The 15081-nt window shown below is 64.2% G+C and carries 12 protein-coding genes; 6 read left to right on the top strand and 6 right to left on the bottom strand.

What is annotated here, in order from left to right; translation table 11 throughout:
• Nucleotides 1-83 precede the first annotated feature (83 nt).
• Nucleotides 84-2432, top strand: a complete 2349-nt coding sequence (gene xdhB, locus AC0NIE_RS01940; protein ID WP_473484325.1) for a xanthine dehydrogenase molybdopterin binding subunit — start codon at nucleotides 84-86, stop codon at nucleotides 2430-2432.
• Nucleotides 2433-2506: 74 nt separating this feature from the next.
• On the top strand, nucleotides 2507-3496 hold the full coding sequence (gene xdhC / locus AC0NIE_RS01935) for a xanthine dehydrogenase accessory protein XdhC (RefSeq protein WP_473484552.1): 990 nt from the start codon (nucleotides 2507-2509) through the stop codon (nucleotides 3494-3496).
• Between the two features lie 57 nt (nucleotides 3497-3553).
• Here xdhC and AC0NIE_RS01930 read toward each other — a convergent pair whose 3' ends face one another.
• The 3 genes from AC0NIE_RS01930 to AC0NIE_RS01920 all read right to left on the bottom strand — a co-directional run bounded on the left by AC0NIE_RS01930 (nucleotide 3554) and on the right by AC0NIE_RS01920 (nucleotide 6849).
• Complete coding sequence (locus AC0NIE_RS01930; RefSeq protein WP_473484323.1) at nucleotides 3554-4819, bottom strand: LLM class flavin-dependent oxidoreductase; 1266 nt, start codon at nucleotides 4817-4819, stop codon at nucleotides 3554-3556.
• Nucleotides 4816-5841, bottom strand: a complete 1026-nt coding sequence (locus AC0NIE_RS01925) for an LLM class flavin-dependent oxidoreductase (RefSeq protein ID WP_473484321.1) — start codon at nucleotides 5839-5841, stop codon at nucleotides 4816-4818. Before AC0NIE_RS01925 ends, AC0NIE_RS01930 begins: the two co-directional genes overlap by 4 nt.
• An 87-nt stretch (nucleotides 5842-5928) precedes the next feature.
• Entirely contained in the window at nucleotides 5929-6849 is a 921-nt protein-coding gene (locus AC0NIE_RS01920; RefSeq protein WP_123146318.1) for a LysR family transcriptional regulator, read from the bottom strand.
• A 140-nt stretch (nucleotides 6850-6989) separates the two neighbouring features.
• Between AC0NIE_RS01920 and AC0NIE_RS01915 the strand changes: the two genes are divergently transcribed.
• The 4 genes from AC0NIE_RS01915 to AC0NIE_RS01900 all read left to right on the top strand — a co-directional run bounded on the left by AC0NIE_RS01915 (nucleotide 6990) and on the right by AC0NIE_RS01900 (nucleotide 11364).
• A complete protein-coding gene (locus AC0NIE_RS01915; protein WP_473484318.1) occupies nucleotides 6990-8207 on the top strand; it encodes a urate hydroxylase PuuD in 1218 nt (405 codons plus the stop codon).
• A gap of 2 nt (nucleotides 8208-8209) precedes the next feature.
• Complete coding sequence (guaD, locus tag AC0NIE_RS01910; RefSeq protein WP_473484315.1) at nucleotides 8210-9523, top strand: guanine deaminase; 1314 nt, start codon at nucleotides 8210-8212, stop codon at nucleotides 9521-9523.
• A gap of 75 nt (nucleotides 9524-9598) precedes the next feature.
• Nucleotides 9599-10102, top strand: a complete 504-nt coding sequence (locus tag AC0NIE_RS01905) for a heme-degrading domain-containing protein (protein ID WP_473484313.1) — start codon at nucleotides 9599-9601, stop codon at nucleotides 10100-10102.
• Nucleotides 10099-11364 carry a glycerate kinase type-2 family protein gene (locus AC0NIE_RS01900; RefSeq protein WP_473484310.1) on the top strand — a complete coding sequence of 422 codons (1266 nt, stop codon included), beginning with the start codon at nucleotides 10099-10101 and terminating at the stop codon, nucleotides 11362-11364. The genes AC0NIE_RS01905 and AC0NIE_RS01900 overlap by 4 nt, the downstream gene beginning before the upstream one ends.
• A 2-nt stretch (nucleotides 11365-11366) precedes the next feature.
• On the opposite strand, the gene AC0NIE_RS01895 is transcribed toward AC0NIE_RS01900, so the two are convergent.
• From AC0NIE_RS01895 to AC0NIE_RS01885, 3 genes are all read right to left on the bottom strand, one after another.
• On the bottom strand, nucleotides 11367-12092 hold the full coding sequence (locus tag AC0NIE_RS01895; protein ID WP_473484550.1) for a UdgX family uracil-DNA binding protein: 726 nt from the start codon (nucleotides 12090-12092) through the stop codon (nucleotides 11367-11369).
• 87 nt (nucleotides 12093-12179) lie between these two features.
• A complete protein-coding gene (locus tag AC0NIE_RS01890) occupies nucleotides 12180-13601 on the bottom strand; it encodes a glutamine synthetase family protein (protein ID WP_473484307.1) in 1422 nt (473 codons plus the stop codon).
• A 13-nt stretch (nucleotides 13602-13614) separates the two neighbouring features.
• Nucleotides 13615-14997, bottom strand: a complete 1383-nt coding sequence (locus tag AC0NIE_RS01885) for an aspartate aminotransferase family protein (RefSeq protein WP_473484305.1) — start codon at nucleotides 14995-14997, stop codon at nucleotides 13615-13617.
• Nucleotides 14998-15081: the final 84 nt, after the last annotated feature.

Below are 15081 nucleotides of genomic sequence, written 5' to 3'. Positions count from 1 at the left end.
TCGTCAACGTCAACGCTGCCCCTCATCCGGCCCTTCGGGCCACCTTCTCCCCGTGGACGGGGAGAAGGGAGGAGAGGCGCGCCATGACCCGCCACGCTCCCAACCTCAGGGCACAGAAAATCGCTGGTGGCGTTGCCACCGACCAGCGCCATGATTCCGCCCACAAGCATGTCCGCGGCACCGCCGTCTACATCGACGACATGCCGGAACCATCAGGCACGCTGCATGGCTGCCTCGGGCTTTCGAGGGCCACGCACGCCACCATCACCAGCATGGACCTGTCGGCGGTGCGCGCAGCACCCGGTGTCGTCGACGTGCTGACGGCCAGTGACGTGCCGGGCGAAAACGACATTTCGCCGACCGGCCGTCACGACGAACCGGTGCTGGCCGACGGCAAGGTGCAGTTCTTCGGCCAGCCGATCTTCTGCGTTATCGCCGAAACCCGCGAGCAGGGGCGCCGTGCAACGAGGCTGGCCAAGGTCGAATACAAGGAATTGCCTTTCGTCACCGACATCGGCGTCCTCGATCCCAGGAAGGACAAGCTTGTCACGCCGCCGCTGACCCTGAGGCGCGGCGATGCCGCGGCTGCGATCAACGCGGCGCCGCGCCGGCTGAAGGGAAAAATGCGCATCGGGGGCCAGGACCATTTTTATCTCGAAGGCCAGATCGCCATGGCCATTCCGGGCGAGGATCAGGACGTCACGATTTATTCCTCGACCCAGCATCCGAGTGAAATCCAGCACATGGTCAGCCATGCGCTCGGCGTGCCGAGCCATGCCGTCACGGTCGAGATCCGCCGGATGGGCGGCGCTTTCGGCGGCAAGGAAACGCAGGGCAACCAGTTTGCAGTATTGGCCGCTATTGCCGCGAAGAAACATCATCGCGCCGTCAAAATCCGGCCCGACCGTGACGACGACATGATCGCCACCGGCAAGCGCCACGACTTTCTGGTCGACTACGAGGTCGGCTTCGACGACGAGGGCAATATTCTCGGTGTCGATTTCATGTTCGCGACGCGCTGCGGCTTCTCGGCGGACCTCTCAGGACCAGTGACCGACCGAGCGCTGTTCCACTGTGACAACACCTATTTCTGGCCGGCGGTGCACGCGCAATCGGCGCCGCTCTACACCAACACCGTGTCGAACACCGCCTTCCGCGGCTTCGGCGGTCCGCAAGGCATGGTCGGGGCCGAGCGCGTCATCGAAGAGGTCGCCTTTGCCGTCGGCAAGGACCCGCTCGAAATCCGCAAGAAGAACTTTTATGGCACCAGCGACCGCAATGTCACGCCCTATCACCAGACGATCGAGGACAACATCATCCACCGCATCGTCGCCGAACTGGAGGCGAGTTGCGACTATGCGAGGCGCCGCCGCACCATTGAAGCGTTCAACGCCAACAGCCGCTTCATCAAACGTGGATTGGCGCTGACGCCGGTCAAGTTCGGCATCTCGTTCACCGCCACCCACTACAACCAGGCCGGCGCGCTGGTGCATGTCTACACCGACGGTTCGGTGCATCTGAACCATGGCGGCACCGAGATGGGGCAGGGCCTCTACGTCAAGGTGGCGCAGGTGGTGGCGGAAGAATTCCAGATCGACCTCGACCAGGTCAAGATCACCGCGACGACGACCGGCAAGGTGCCGAACACCTCGGCGACCGCCGCATCGTCCGGTTCCGACCTCAATGGTATGGCGGCGCAGAACGCGGCCCGGCAGATCAAGGAGCGGTTGACCAACTTCGCAGCCGAAAAATACCAGGTGCCGCGCGATCAGGTATTGTTCCTGCCCAACCGGGTGCGTATCGGCAACCAGGAGATCGCCTTCGCCGATCTCGTCAGGCAGGCCTACATGGCGCGCATCCAGCTTTCGGCGGCGGGCTTCTACAAGACGCCGAAAATCCATTGGGATCGCGACAAGGGCGAGGGCCGCCCCTTCTATTATTTCGCCTATGGCGCCGCGTGCTCGGAAGTCTCGGTCGATACGCTGACAGGCGAATACATGGTCGAGCGCACAGACATCCTGCACGAGACCGGCCGCTCGCTGAACCGCGCCATAGACCTCGGCCAGGTCGAGGGCGGATTCATCCAGGGCATGGGCTGGCTGACGACGGAGGAACTGTGGTGGGACGACAAGGGCCGGCTACGCACCCATGCGCCGTCGACCTACAAGATTCCGCTCGCCTCGGACCGGCCGAAGATCTTCAATGTGACGCTGGCCGACTGGCCTGAGGCACACGAGCCGACGGTGCACCGCTCCAAGGCGGTCGGCGAGCCGCCGCTCCCGCTCGGCATGTCGGTGCTGCATGCGCTGTCGGATGCGGTGGCAAGCGTTGCCGACCACCGGATCTGCCCGCGCCTCGACCCACCGGCGACGCCGGAGCGGGTGCTGATGGCGATCGAACGGCTGAAGAGGGAAGCCAAGACCAGCACGTGAACCAGCCTTGGAATCCCAGAAAGCGTGCAATTCAGGCCGAAAAACTCTATATTTCCCGACAGGGAAAGCGAATGATGAACGCGAAAGTGCAAAGCCTAAAAGCCTTTCTTGCCGGCGCCGGCCGGGTCGCCCTGGTCGAAGTGGCCGGGACAAAGGGCTCGACCCCACGCGAGAAGGGCGCCTTTATGCTCGTCTCGGGCTCGGCGATTTTTGGCACGATCGGCGGCGGCCAACTCGAATACATGGCAATCGACAAGGCACGGCAGATGCTTTTCTCCCCCCTTGAGGGGGAGATGGCCGCGGAGCGGCCAGAGGGGGTCGTCTCAGAAGGCACCGCCAGAGCGTCGAGCACTGCCGCGGCGACCCCACCCGACGGCTTCGCCGCCACCCTCCCCTCGAGGGGGAGGGATATCCGCGCCACGCTCGACATCCCGCTCGGGCCGGAGATCGGGCAGTGCTGCGGCGGCAGGGTCGAGGTGCTGATCCGGCTGGTCGACGCGGCGCTGGCGCGAGAGCTGGTTGCTGCGGCGGAAGCCGAGGAAGCGCATCTGCCGCACGTCTACATCTTCGGCGGTGGCCATGTCGGCCATGCGCTGGCTTCGGCAGTGGCCTTGCTGCCGGTACGTGTCGTCGTTGTCGAGACGCGGGCCGAGGCACTGGAGGGCATGCCGGGCGCGGTCGAAACAGGGCTGACGCCAATGCCCGAGGCGATGGTGCGCAAGGCCCCGGCCGGGGCTGCCTTCGTCGTCCTCACCCACGACCACGCGTTGGATTTCCTGATCGTCGCCGAGGCGCTGAAACGCCGGGATGCCGCCTATGTCGGGATGATCGGCTCGAAAACCAAAAGGGCGACCTTCAGGAGCTGGTTCCTGAAGTCGGCGGATGGCAGCGAGGCGGAATTTGCCCGCCTCGTCTCGCCGATCGGCGGCGATGCGGTCAAGGACAAGCGCCCGCAGGTGATCGCGGCACTCGCCGCAGCCGAGATCATGACGGCGTTGGCCGCCCATGCCACGGCATCAGCCGCGCCGCGCCCAGCCTCTCACAGCAAGGCGATGGCCGGCTGACGGCTAATATCCCGCCGAGTTGCATTTTCGCGCAGGCGCGCTTCCGTAGCGTGCTGCTCACATCGGCCGCTTCAAACCCAGATGGTCGCGCAGCGTGGTGCCTTTATAGTCCTTGCGGAACAGGCCGCGCCGCTGCAGTTCCGGCACGACAAGCGTGGCAAAGGCATCGAACTCACCAGGGAAATAAGATGGCATGACGTTGAAGCCGTCAGCTGCGCCGCCCTCGAACCGTGCTTCGAGCTCGTCGGCGATCTGAGCCGGTGTGCCGACGACGCGCCAATGGCCGCGCGCGCCGGCGAAATGGCGCGCAAGCTGCCGAATGGACAGGTTATCGCGGCGTGACTGCTCGATGACCAGCGCCTGCCGGCTCTGCATGCCTTCGCTGGGCGGCAGCTCCGGCAAGGGCCCATCGATGGGATAGCGCGCGAGATCGGAGATACTGAGATAGCTGGACAGCAGCGCGACGCCGACATCGTCAGGGATCAGCTCCTGCAACTCCTCATGTTTTGCCCGGGCTTCCGCTTCAGTTGCCGCCACGATCGGCGCGACGCCCGGCATGATCTTGATGTCGTCCGGCTCGCGCCCATAAGCCGCCAGCCGTCCCTTGAGATCATCATAAAAGGCCTTTGCCTCCTCGAACGTTTGCGCCGCCGTGAACACTACGTCAGCGGTCCGGGCGGCGAGATCCCTGCCCTCGTCCGATGCTCCGGCCTGAACCATGACCGGCGCGCCTTGGGGCGAGCGCGGCAGGTCGAGTGGGTCGCGCACCGAAAAGCTTCTGCCGTCGTGACCAGGTCCGGAAACCCCGTCGAGCTTGCCTCGCCAGAGTGCGGTCACCACGCCAGCGAATTCACGCGCGCGCTCATAACGGTCGGCATGCGGGCGCAGGCCGGTCGAGCCGAAATTGGCGGCTTCGATGTGGCTGGCGGACGTGACGAGATTCCAGCCGGCACGGCCGCTGCTCAGATGGTCGAGCGACAAAAAAGTCCGCGCCAGCCCGTAAGGCTCGTTGTAGCTTGTTGACGCCGTGGAGACGAGACCGATGTGGCTGGTCTGGACCGCGAGAGTTGCAAGCAGGCTGATGGGTTCGAAGCCGATCGAGCGTGACGTCTGGCTGGCAATATTAACATTGGCCTCGCGCACGCCGGCGGCGTCCTCGCAGAACAACAGGTCGAATTTCGCCGCCTCCGCCGTCCGCGCCAGCTGGACGTAATGGTCGATGTCGACCCCCGCCGTCGCATGCGCCTGCGGATGGCGCCAGGCGGCAATGTGGTGGCCTGTTGCCCACAGGAAGGCGCCGAGCTTCATCTGACGGGCGGTCATTGTCCCTCCTCCCCGGCCAGTCCGAGATGGGAGCGCAGCGTCGCGCCGGGATAATCCGACCGGAGAAGGCCGCGGCGACGAAGCTCCGGCAGTACGAGGTCGACGAAATTGTCGAGCACAGACTCGAGCGGCGGCATGAGTATATTGAAACCGTCGCAGCTTTTCGACCGGAAGGACTCTTCGAGCCTGTCCGCGATAACGTCCGGCCTGGCGGCCATTTCAGCACCCGGCGCGACGTTCATCAGCACCTTTATCGCGCCGGGGCTACGCCCGAACGCAAGCGCGCGGCGCTTCAGATCGTCAGCCTTGGCGCCCGCGATCGATGGCTCGTCCAGCAGGATGACATCGGCGACGCGGGCACCGATGTCCATGTCGGGCTCCGACAGGCCTGACATGACGAGCACCGGCATATCCTGCGGCGAGCGTGCAACGTTCAGCGGCCCGCGCACAGAGAAAAACTCGCCCTTGTGGTCGAGCAGGTGCATCTTTTCGGGATCGAAGAAGCGGCCTTCGCTTTTGTCGAACAGCAGGGCATCCGCATCCCAGCCTCGCCACAAGCCTTGCACGATACCGATGAATTCCTCGGCGCGTCGGCGAAAATCGTCGCCGGAAAACCCTTCTGGCCGGCTGAAATTGGCCGCCTCGGTCGGATCCTGCATCATCGTCGAATTCCAGCCGCCACGACCATGGCTGATGATGTCGAGCGATGCGAAACGGCGCGCCAGATTGTAGGGCTGGTGGGCGACCGTCGATGTCGCGGCGACGAGGCCGATCCTGCTGGTCACCGTCGCCAGCGCCGCCAGCAGGGTCGTCGCTTCGAAGGGCAGTTGCCGGTTCGGTGCGTCGCCGCCTGCAGCTGGCGCGGAATCGGCAAGAAGCACCATGTCCAGCCCGGCTGCTTCGGCTTTTTGCAAGAACTGCGCCAGAAGGCTGAAATCCGCGCCGCCGGCTGGCGGCTCGCTGGAAGGAGCATTTCCCGGCAACAAGGAAACGGCGAGATGCATTGTGGGGCCGTTGCCCATCGATAGTCCTTGCAAGGCGAAAGTTCTACCAGAACTATGTTCGCCACCTCCAGGGATGGCAACCGGTTGCGCTGGTCCAGCAAGCCGTCACTTGCCTGCCAGAATATCCTTGATCAGCCGTTGGCAGCGCTCGGCCATGAAGTCGAGCAGCAGCCGCACCTTCGGGTCCTGCAGCTTCTTGTGCGGGTAGACGGCGGCGAACTGCACCGGTGTCGGCGGGGTGTCTGGCAGGATCACCTTCAGCCGCCGATCGCGGATGAACGGCTCGACCTCGAAGCGCGGCTTGTTGATGATGCCGCGGCCGGACAGCGCCCAGCCGGTCAGCACGTCGCCATCGTCGGTGTCATAGGGCCCGTGCACTTCGAATTTCCGCGGGCCGTCGGCCATCTGCAGCGTCCACACATATTCGCGCGCGCCGGCGTAGCGCAGCATCAGGCAGTCGTGCTTCTTGCCGATCAGTTCCTGCGGTTCGTTCGGTTCGCCGCGCGCCTCCAGATATTTCGGTGCCGCCACCAGCACCCGTTCGCACTCCATGATGCCGCGCATCCTGAGGCTGGAATCCTCGATGATGCCGAGCCGGAAGGCAACGTCGATGCCTTCCTTCATGATGTCGACATTGTGGTCGGAAAGCCTCAACCGAACCTCGATGTCAGGATATTTGTCGTGGAAATCCGGGATGCCGGATGCCACCAGCCGGCGGCCGAGGCCGAGCGGCGCTGTCACCTTGATGGTGCCGCGCGGCTGGCCGGAAAGCGCCGAGACGGCGGCTTCGGCCTCGGTGATCGCCTCCAGTACCTGCTTGGCGCCGGAATAGAACACGGTGCCGTGCTCGGTCGGCATCAATTGCCGCGTCGTGCGATTGAACAGCCTGACACCAAGGTGCTTTTCGAGCTCCTTGATGCGGTTGGAGGCGACCGCCGGCGAGATGCGCATGTCGCGGCCCGCCGCCGACAGGTTGCCAAGCTCGACGACGCGGACGAAGACGGCGATGTTGTCGAGATAGGCCATGCGGCTTTAGGGCTCTCATGCGGCTGCGTAGGGATAACCCTAGTATTTTCCAATTTTTTTTGAAAGTCATCGTGCAGCTCGGCCCTTTCCGTTTGCGCTCCAGTCCGTAAAGTCACCCGATCGGCAGGGACGACTTTTCAATGATGGATTTCGCGATTTTCTGGGACTGGCTGAGTTTCGCCGTGCGCTGGCTGCATGTCGTCACCAGCATAGCCTGGATCGGCTCGTCCTTCTATTTCGTCGCGCTCGATCTTGGCTTGCGCCAGCGTCCGGGCATGCCTGTCGGCGCCTTCGGCGAGGAATGGCAGGTGCATGGCGGCGGCTTCTACCACATCCAGAAATATCTGGTGGCGCCGGCCGAAATGCCCGAGCACCTGACCTGGTTCAAATGGGAATCCTACGCCACCTGGCTGTCGGGCTTTGCCATGCTGTGCGTCGTCTACTATGCCGGGGCGGACCTCTTCCTGATCGATCCCAATGTGCTCGCCATGTCGGTGCCTACAGGCATCTTGCTGTCGCTGGCGACGATCGGCGTCGGCTGGGTGGTCTACGATCTCCTATGCCGTTCGCCGCTTGGCAGGAGCGACACCGGCCTGATGCTGGTGCTCTATGGCGTGCTGGTGTTCATCGCCTGGGGTCTTACCCATCTGTTCACCGGCCGCGCCGCCTTCCTGCACCTTGGCGCCATCACCGCGACGATCATGTCGGCCAATGTCTTCATGGTCATCATTCCGAACCAGAAGATCGTTGTCGCCGACCTGATTGCCGGCCGCAAGCCCGACCCGAAATACGGCAAGATCGCCAAGCAGCGCTCGCTGCACAACAATTACCTGACGCTGCCCGTTCTGTTCCTCATGCTGTCGAACCACTACCCGCTGGCGTTCGGCACCGAGTTCAACTGGGTGATCGCCTCGCTGGTTTTCATCATCGGCGTGCTGATCCGGCACTATTTCAACACCATGCATGCGCGCAAAGGCAACCCGACCTGGACCTGGTTGGCGGCGGCCGTCCTGTTCGTCGTCATCATGTGGCTGTCAACGGTGCCGAAAGTGCTGACCGGCGAAGTCAAGGCGTCCTCGGCGGCACAGGTCTATGTCGCCTCGGCGCACTTTCCCGCAGTGCGCGACACGGTGCTTGGCCGCTGCTCGATGTGTCATGCGCAGGAGCCGTCCTACGAGGGCATCTATCACGCGCCGAAAGGTGTGATGCTCGACACGGACGCCGGTATCGCTGAGCAAGCCCGCGAGATCTACCTGCAGGCTGGCCGCAGCCACGCGATGCCGCCCGCCAACGTCACCCATATCACCGACAATGAGCGGGCGCTGCTGGTGGCATGGTTCGAGGAGGCGGGGAAATAAGCATGACCAGCACGCTCCTGCGCGGCCGCACGCTGTCCTTCCTGCGCTGGCCTGAGACCGTCGACGACCATGCCGCCTGGCGCTACGAGGATGACGGCGGCCTGCTGCTCCGCGACGGCAGGATCGTGGCCGCGGGCGCCTATGCCGACGTCGAGAGAAAAGCTCATGAAGGCGTAATAAAGATTGACCACCGCCCGCACCTGCTGCTGCCGGGCTTCATCGACGCGCATGCGCATTTTCCGCAGATGCAGGTTATCGCTTCCTACGGCGCCGAGCTGCTCGACTGGCTGAACACTTACACCTTTCCCGAGGAAACCAAATTCCAGAACGCCCAGCATGGCCGCCGCATCGCCAGGCTGTTCCTCGACGAGATGGTGCGCCACGGCACGACGACAGTCGCCGCCTATTGCTCGGTCCACAGGGAATCGGCCGAAGCGTTCTTCGCCGAGTCGCATGACCGGAACATGCTCAACATCGCCGGCAAGGTGATGATGGATCGCAACGCGCCGGAGGGCGTGCTCGACACGCCGCAATCGGCCTATGACGACAGCAAGGCGCTGATCGCCGAGTGGCACGGCAAGGGGCGCCAGCACTATGCCATCACACCGCGCTTCGCCATCACCTCCTCACCCGAGCAATTGGAGATGGCGGGCGCGCTCTGCCGCGAACATCCTGATCTGCACATGCAGACGCATCTGTCGGAAAACCACGCCGAGATTGCCTTTACGCTGCAACTCTACCCGCAGGCACACGACTATACCGATGTCTACGAGCAATACGGACTGCTCGGGCGCAAAAGCCTGTTCGGCCACTGCATCCATCTGTCGGAACGCGAGGCGGATGCGCTTTCGGACGCGGGCTCGGTGGCCGTGTTCTGCCCGACCTCGAACCTGTTCCTCGGTTCCGGCCTGTTCGATTATCAGCGCTACCGCACGCGCGACAAAGCTCTTCGGATCGCGGCCGCCACCGATGTCGGCGGCGGCACTAACTATTCGATGCTGCGCACCATGGACGAGGGCTACAAGGCGATCGCCCTGAACGGCGAAAAACTCAACCCGTTCCAGTCGTTCTGGCAGCTCACCCGCGGCAATGCCGAGGCGCTGTCGATCGTGGAAAGGATCGGCACGCTCGACCCAGGCAGCGATGCCGACATCGTGGTCCTCGATGCCCGCGCCACGCCGGCCATGCGGTTGCGGATGGAGATGGCGGACACGCTGGCGGAGGAGCTGTTTCTGCTGCAGACGCTGGGCGACGACCGCGCCGTGCGCGAGGTCTACGTCGCCGGGCGGGCGATGAAGACCGATATGGCGGCTTAGCTATCCCACACGTCCCGGCTTGACCCGGCGGCAGCCATCGGTCAAAGCCTGCAGCGAATTTGACAGGGGAACGACATGGCCGTTGCGGACGACATCGCTCTGATCAAGAAACAGGAAGCCACGCTTGTCTTCCCCGTCTTCGACGAGGCTGTCGCCTTCAAGATCGGCTCGGCGATCCGCGACCGGGCGCTAGCCGAAGACCTGCCGATCATCGTCGACATCAGGACCTTCGACCGGCCGCTGTTCTATGCAGCGATGCCGGGGTCGAATGCCTCCAACCCGGACTGGGCGCGGCGCAAGACCAACGTCGTGCGGCGGTTTTTGAGAAGCACCTACCGCCTGGTGCTGGAGCAACAGCGCCCCGACCGCAGCTTCAAACCCGGTGAGGGGCTCGACATATCAGACTATGTGCTGGCCGGTGGTGGCTTTCCCATAACGGTCAAAGGTGCCGGCGTGATCGGTGTGATCGCGGTCTCGGGCCTGCCGGAGCGTGAGGATCACGGCGTTGTCGTCGACGCGCTGTGCAGCCATCTCGGCGTCGACGGGCGTGAGCTGGCACTGCCGCCGGAAGCAAAATGACCGCGCTCGATCCCAAGCCCTTCCTCATCGCCATCTTCAATGCCGCCGTCGCCGCCGCCGATCCGCAGAGGACCATCAGGGATCATCTGCCGGCAAGGCCTAAGGGGCGCACCATCGTCATTGGTGCGGGAAAAGGCTCGGCGCAGATGGCGGCGGCCTTCGAAAGGGTGTGGGACGGGCCGATAGAAGGGCTGGTCGTCACCCGTTACGGCTATGGCGCGACCTGCCAGCGCATCGAGATCATCGAGGCGGCGCACCCGGTGCCGGACGCCGCCGGTCTCGAAGCCTCGCGCCGGTTGCTCGAAAAGGTGCAGGGGCTGACCGCGGATGATCTGGTCGTGGCGCTCATCTCCGGCGGGGGTTCGGCGCTGCTGCCGTCGCCTGCCGAAGGTCTGACGCTGGCCGACGAGATCGCCGTCAACGAGGCGCTGCTTGCCTCCGGCGCACCGATCGCCGCCATGAACACCATCCGCAAGCATGTTTCCACGATCAAGGGCGGCAGGCTGGCGGCAGCTGCCTATCCGGCAAAGGTGGTGTCGCTGGTGGTCTCCGACATTCCCGGCGACAATCCGGCGCTGGTTGCCTCCGGCCCGACCGTTCCCGATTCCGGCAACCGCCAAGAGGCGCTGGCATCGATCGCCGCCTATGGCATGAAACTGCCGGCTTCGGTGATGGCGCATATCAATTCGCCGGCCGCCGATGCGCCGCGCGTCGATGATCCGCGTTTTTCGCGCAACGAAGTGCATCTGATCGCCTCGGCCGGCGTATCGCTGGAAACCGCCGCAGCCGAAGCCAGGCGCCAAGGTATCGAGGCGGTCATCCTCTCCGATTCTATTGAGGGCGAGGCGCGCGAGGTCGGCGGTGTCCACGCCGCGATCGCGCGCGAGGTGGCGACGCGCAACCGGCCTTTCCCGAAGCCTGTGCTGATCCTGTCGGGCGGCGAGACGACGGTGACCTTGCGGGCAAAGGGCCGGGGCGGCCGTAACTCGGAATTCCTGCTCGCCTTCGCCATCGGCATCGGCGGCATGGAGGGCGTCCATGCACTGGCCGCTGACACCGATGGCATCGACGGTTCGGAGGACAATGCCGGCGCCTTTGCCGACGGTTCGACGGTTTCGCGGATGCGGGCGGCAGGCGTCGATGCCAAGGCGATGCTTGCCGGCAACAATGCCTGGACGGCATTCAACGCCGTCGGCGATCTCTTCGTGCCCGGCCCAACCGGGACGAACGTCAATGATCTCCGGGCCGTATTGATCAGATAGGCTCAGGCAGCCATCAGCCTCTTCACCGCCTTCATATCCTTCAGGAACCGCTCGCGTTCGGCCTGTTTGTCCGCCGGCTCGCGGATGCGCAGGATAAAGGACGGGTGGATTGTGACGAAGACACGCAAGCCATCCTCGCGCTCCACGACCGCGCCGCGCATCTTCATGATCGGCACAACTTTACCGAGCAGAGACTGCGCAGCCGTTGCCCCGAGCGCCACCGCCAGATTGGGCTTTATCAGATCGAGTTCCTTGTCGAGCCACCAGCGGCAGGCCTGCACCTCGCCGGCATTCGGCTTGGAGTGGATGCGCCGCTTGCCGCGCGGCTCGAATTTGAAATGCTTGACCGCATTGGTGACATAGACTTTCAGCCGGTCGACGCCGGCATCGTCAAGGATGGCGTCGAAGACCTTACCGGCCGGCCCGACGAAAGGTTTGCCGGCCAGATCCTCTTGGTCGCCAGGCTGTTCACCGACGAAGATCACCTTGGCTTTATCAGGCCCTTCGCCAAACACGGTCTGTGTCGCGTTGCGCCATAGCGGACAGCGGCGACAGGCCTTCGCCACTTCGCTGAGTTCGGGAATGGTGCTTGCGCCATCGTCTTCCGCCGTCTCAGGCAATTCACGGTTGGGCCAGCGTCTTGCCTGCACCTTGGCGTGGTGCGGCGCGGGAGTTGTCTGCATCCTGGCGATCATGGCTGATGCGGCCTTGTCCGCTGCTGCGATCAGATGCGGAATGAGCGAAGCCCCGAAAGGTTCCTTCAAATAGCCCGGACCCAGGCTTTCGCTGGGAGAGTGACCGGCGATGCGATCGCCTCACACCTCATGCAGATAGAGGTGATAGTCCAGTTCGCTGACCGTACGCGCCACCCGCAGATATTCGGATTGCTTGATCGCCACGAAGGTCCGGTGCAGGTCTTCCCCCAGCGCCCCTTTGAGGAATGTGGAGGCCCTTGCCGCCTCGATCGCGGCGCGCCAGTCCACCGGCATGTTGGTGCGCGTGATTGCCGATTCGTAGCCATTGCCGGTGGTTTCAGGGCCGGGATCGAGGCCTTCGTCGAGACCCTTAGTGATGCCGGCCAGCACAGTTGCCGCTACCAAATAGGGGTTGGCGTCGACGCCCGACGGCCGGTGCTCGATGCGCCGGTTTTTCGCGTCACCCGCTGGCACGCGCAGCGCCACCGAGCGGTTGTTGACGCCCCAGGTCGGCGCCACCGGTGCATAGGATTGCGAAACGAAACGCCGCCATGAATTGGCGTGCGGTGCAAACACCAGCATCGATTCAGCCATGGTCTGGATGAGGCCGCCCAGGCCGCGCAGCAGCGGCAAGGACCAAGTCTCGCCGCTGGCTTCGGCAAAGACGTTGTTGCCGGCCTTGTCCTGCAGCGAGACATGGAAATGCATGCCGGAGCCGGCATATTTCTCGATCGGCTTGGCCATGAAGCAAGCGGTGACGCCGTGGCGGCGCGCCTGTGCCCGCACCAGCCGCTTCAGCATTATGAGGTCGTCGGCCGCGCGGATCACGTCCTGGCGGTAGTTCAGCGTCAGTTCGTACTGGCCGGGCGCATATTCGGAAATGACCGTCTCGGCCGGGATGCCTTGCACCTTGGCCGCGGCATAGATGTCGGAAAACAGCGGCTCCATACCGTGCAGATGGTCGACGGAATAGACCTCGGTCTTGGCCGAGCGTCGGCCGTCGAGCACCGCGTGCGCCGGTTGCACCTTGCCGTCGGCGTCGCGCTCGTTGGCGAGCAGGAAGAATTCGAGTTCGAAGGCGCCGGCCGGACGCAGGCCCTTGGCCGCCAGTATCTCCACCTGACGGGCTAACGCCAGCCGCGGGTCGGAGGACATGGGCTGACCGTCGAGATGGTACATCGCCATCAGGACCTGGCCGCGCGGCGGCTGTGTGCCGAACAGCGGCACCAGCGTACCGGGAATCGGCCATGCTCTGAGATCGCCGTCGCCGGTCGTCCAGATCAGCCCAGTCTCGTGCACGTCCTCGCCGGTGATGTCGAGGCCGAGGATCGAGATCGGCATGTGCCGGCCGCCCTCGAAGATGCTCATCAATTCGTGCCGGCGCACGATCTTGCCACGCCCGACGCCATTTGCGTCGGTCAGCACGATGTCGAACGCTTCGATTTCTGGATGAGCGTCGAGAAAGGTTTGTGCCTCGGCGAGGGTCGAGCCAGAAGGGGAGGCGATGATGGCGTTCAAAGTTTGCTTGTGCGCTTCTCTCATGTGCAAGCTTGTCTCATGCCGCGAGCCTTGCCGCAACCGCACCGAAGGCGGTGATCAGACGGTTGACCTGAGTGGCGCTGGTCGCCGGCGAGATCAGCATCATGTTGTGGAACGGCGCGATCAGCACGCCGCGATTGACCAGCGCGACATGGATCGCCGCTTCGAGCTCAGGTGCGTGCGCTGTTTCCGCCTCGCCGCCATTCCTAAGCGGGCCGGGTGCGCAGATGAACTCGACGCGGGCGCCGACTCGGGCAACATGCCAAGGCAGGCAGTAACGGTCGATGACGGCGGTCAGCCCTGCGTCGAGCCGCCGCGCCAGATGGTCCATATGGGCATAATTCCCGTCGGTCATCACTTCTTCGAGCGTGGCGCGCATCACCGCGAACTGCAGCGGATTGGCCGACAGCGTCGTGCCCATGCCGGAATAGCCTGGTTCCTTGGTGCTGTTATAGGCGGCGTAGCGGGTGGCGACGTCTTCGCTCATCCCCCATACACTGGCCGGCACACCGCCGGCGATCGGCTTGCCGAGCACGAACAGGTCCGGCTCCAAGCCGTGTTTCCTCGTATAGCCGCCCGGACCGGTCGAAATCGTGTGCGTCTCGTCGATCAGCAGCAGGGTGCCGGCCGCGCGGGTGAGACGCCGCAGCGCCTCGTGGAAGCCAGGGTCGGGTAGCACCATGCAGGAATTGGTCAGCACTGGCTCGGTGATGACGCAGGCGATATCCTTGTCCCGGAGCACGGCCTCGAGTGCCGGCACATCGTTGAACTCGATGATATCGGTCGTCCGGGTCAGGTCGCGGAATTCGCCGGCCAGTCCCGGCCGGTTGGCCGGTCTGCCGTCGACCAGCCGCACCATCGTCTCGTCGACCGAGCCGTGATAGCAGCCGTTGAAGATCAGGATCTTTTCCCGGCCGGTGATGGTGCGGGCGACGCGCAGCGCAAAGCGATTGGCATCGGTCGCCGTCGTCGCGATCTGCCAGAACGGCAGGCCGAAGCGCTGTTGCAGTAGCGGGCCGATGGCGCGCGCATCCTCGGAAGGCAGCATGTAAGTCAGGCCGCGCCCGGCCTGCCGGCGGATGGCGCGCGCGACCGGCGGCGGCGAATGGCCGAACATCGAGCCGGTGTCACCGAGGCAGAAATCGTCGAGCCGGTTGCCGTCGATATCGGTGATGGTGGCGCCTCTGGCGCTGTCGACCAGGATCGGGAACGGCGTCGGCCAGTCGTTCATCCAGTGCATCGGCACGCCGCCGAAGAAGCCCGGCAGGCCGTTGCCGACCTTGGCTGCCGATTTCGGCCTTGCCTCGCGGAAGGCTTCGGCCTCGGTCTCGCGCAGATCGGCGATGCAGGCGGCGCTGATGCCGCCGATGGAAGTCTTTAAATGGTCGATTGTATGCATGAAGGTCCCTCTCATACGTCACTTTGCCAATCGGCGTCCGGAACCGCAATTGGCCGGACAGCTGCGCTGCATTGGTTCAGTGGC

The organism is Mesorhizobium sp. WSM4842, assembly GCF_055901575.1.
This window is presented reverse-complemented; position numbering and strand designations above follow the sequence as displayed.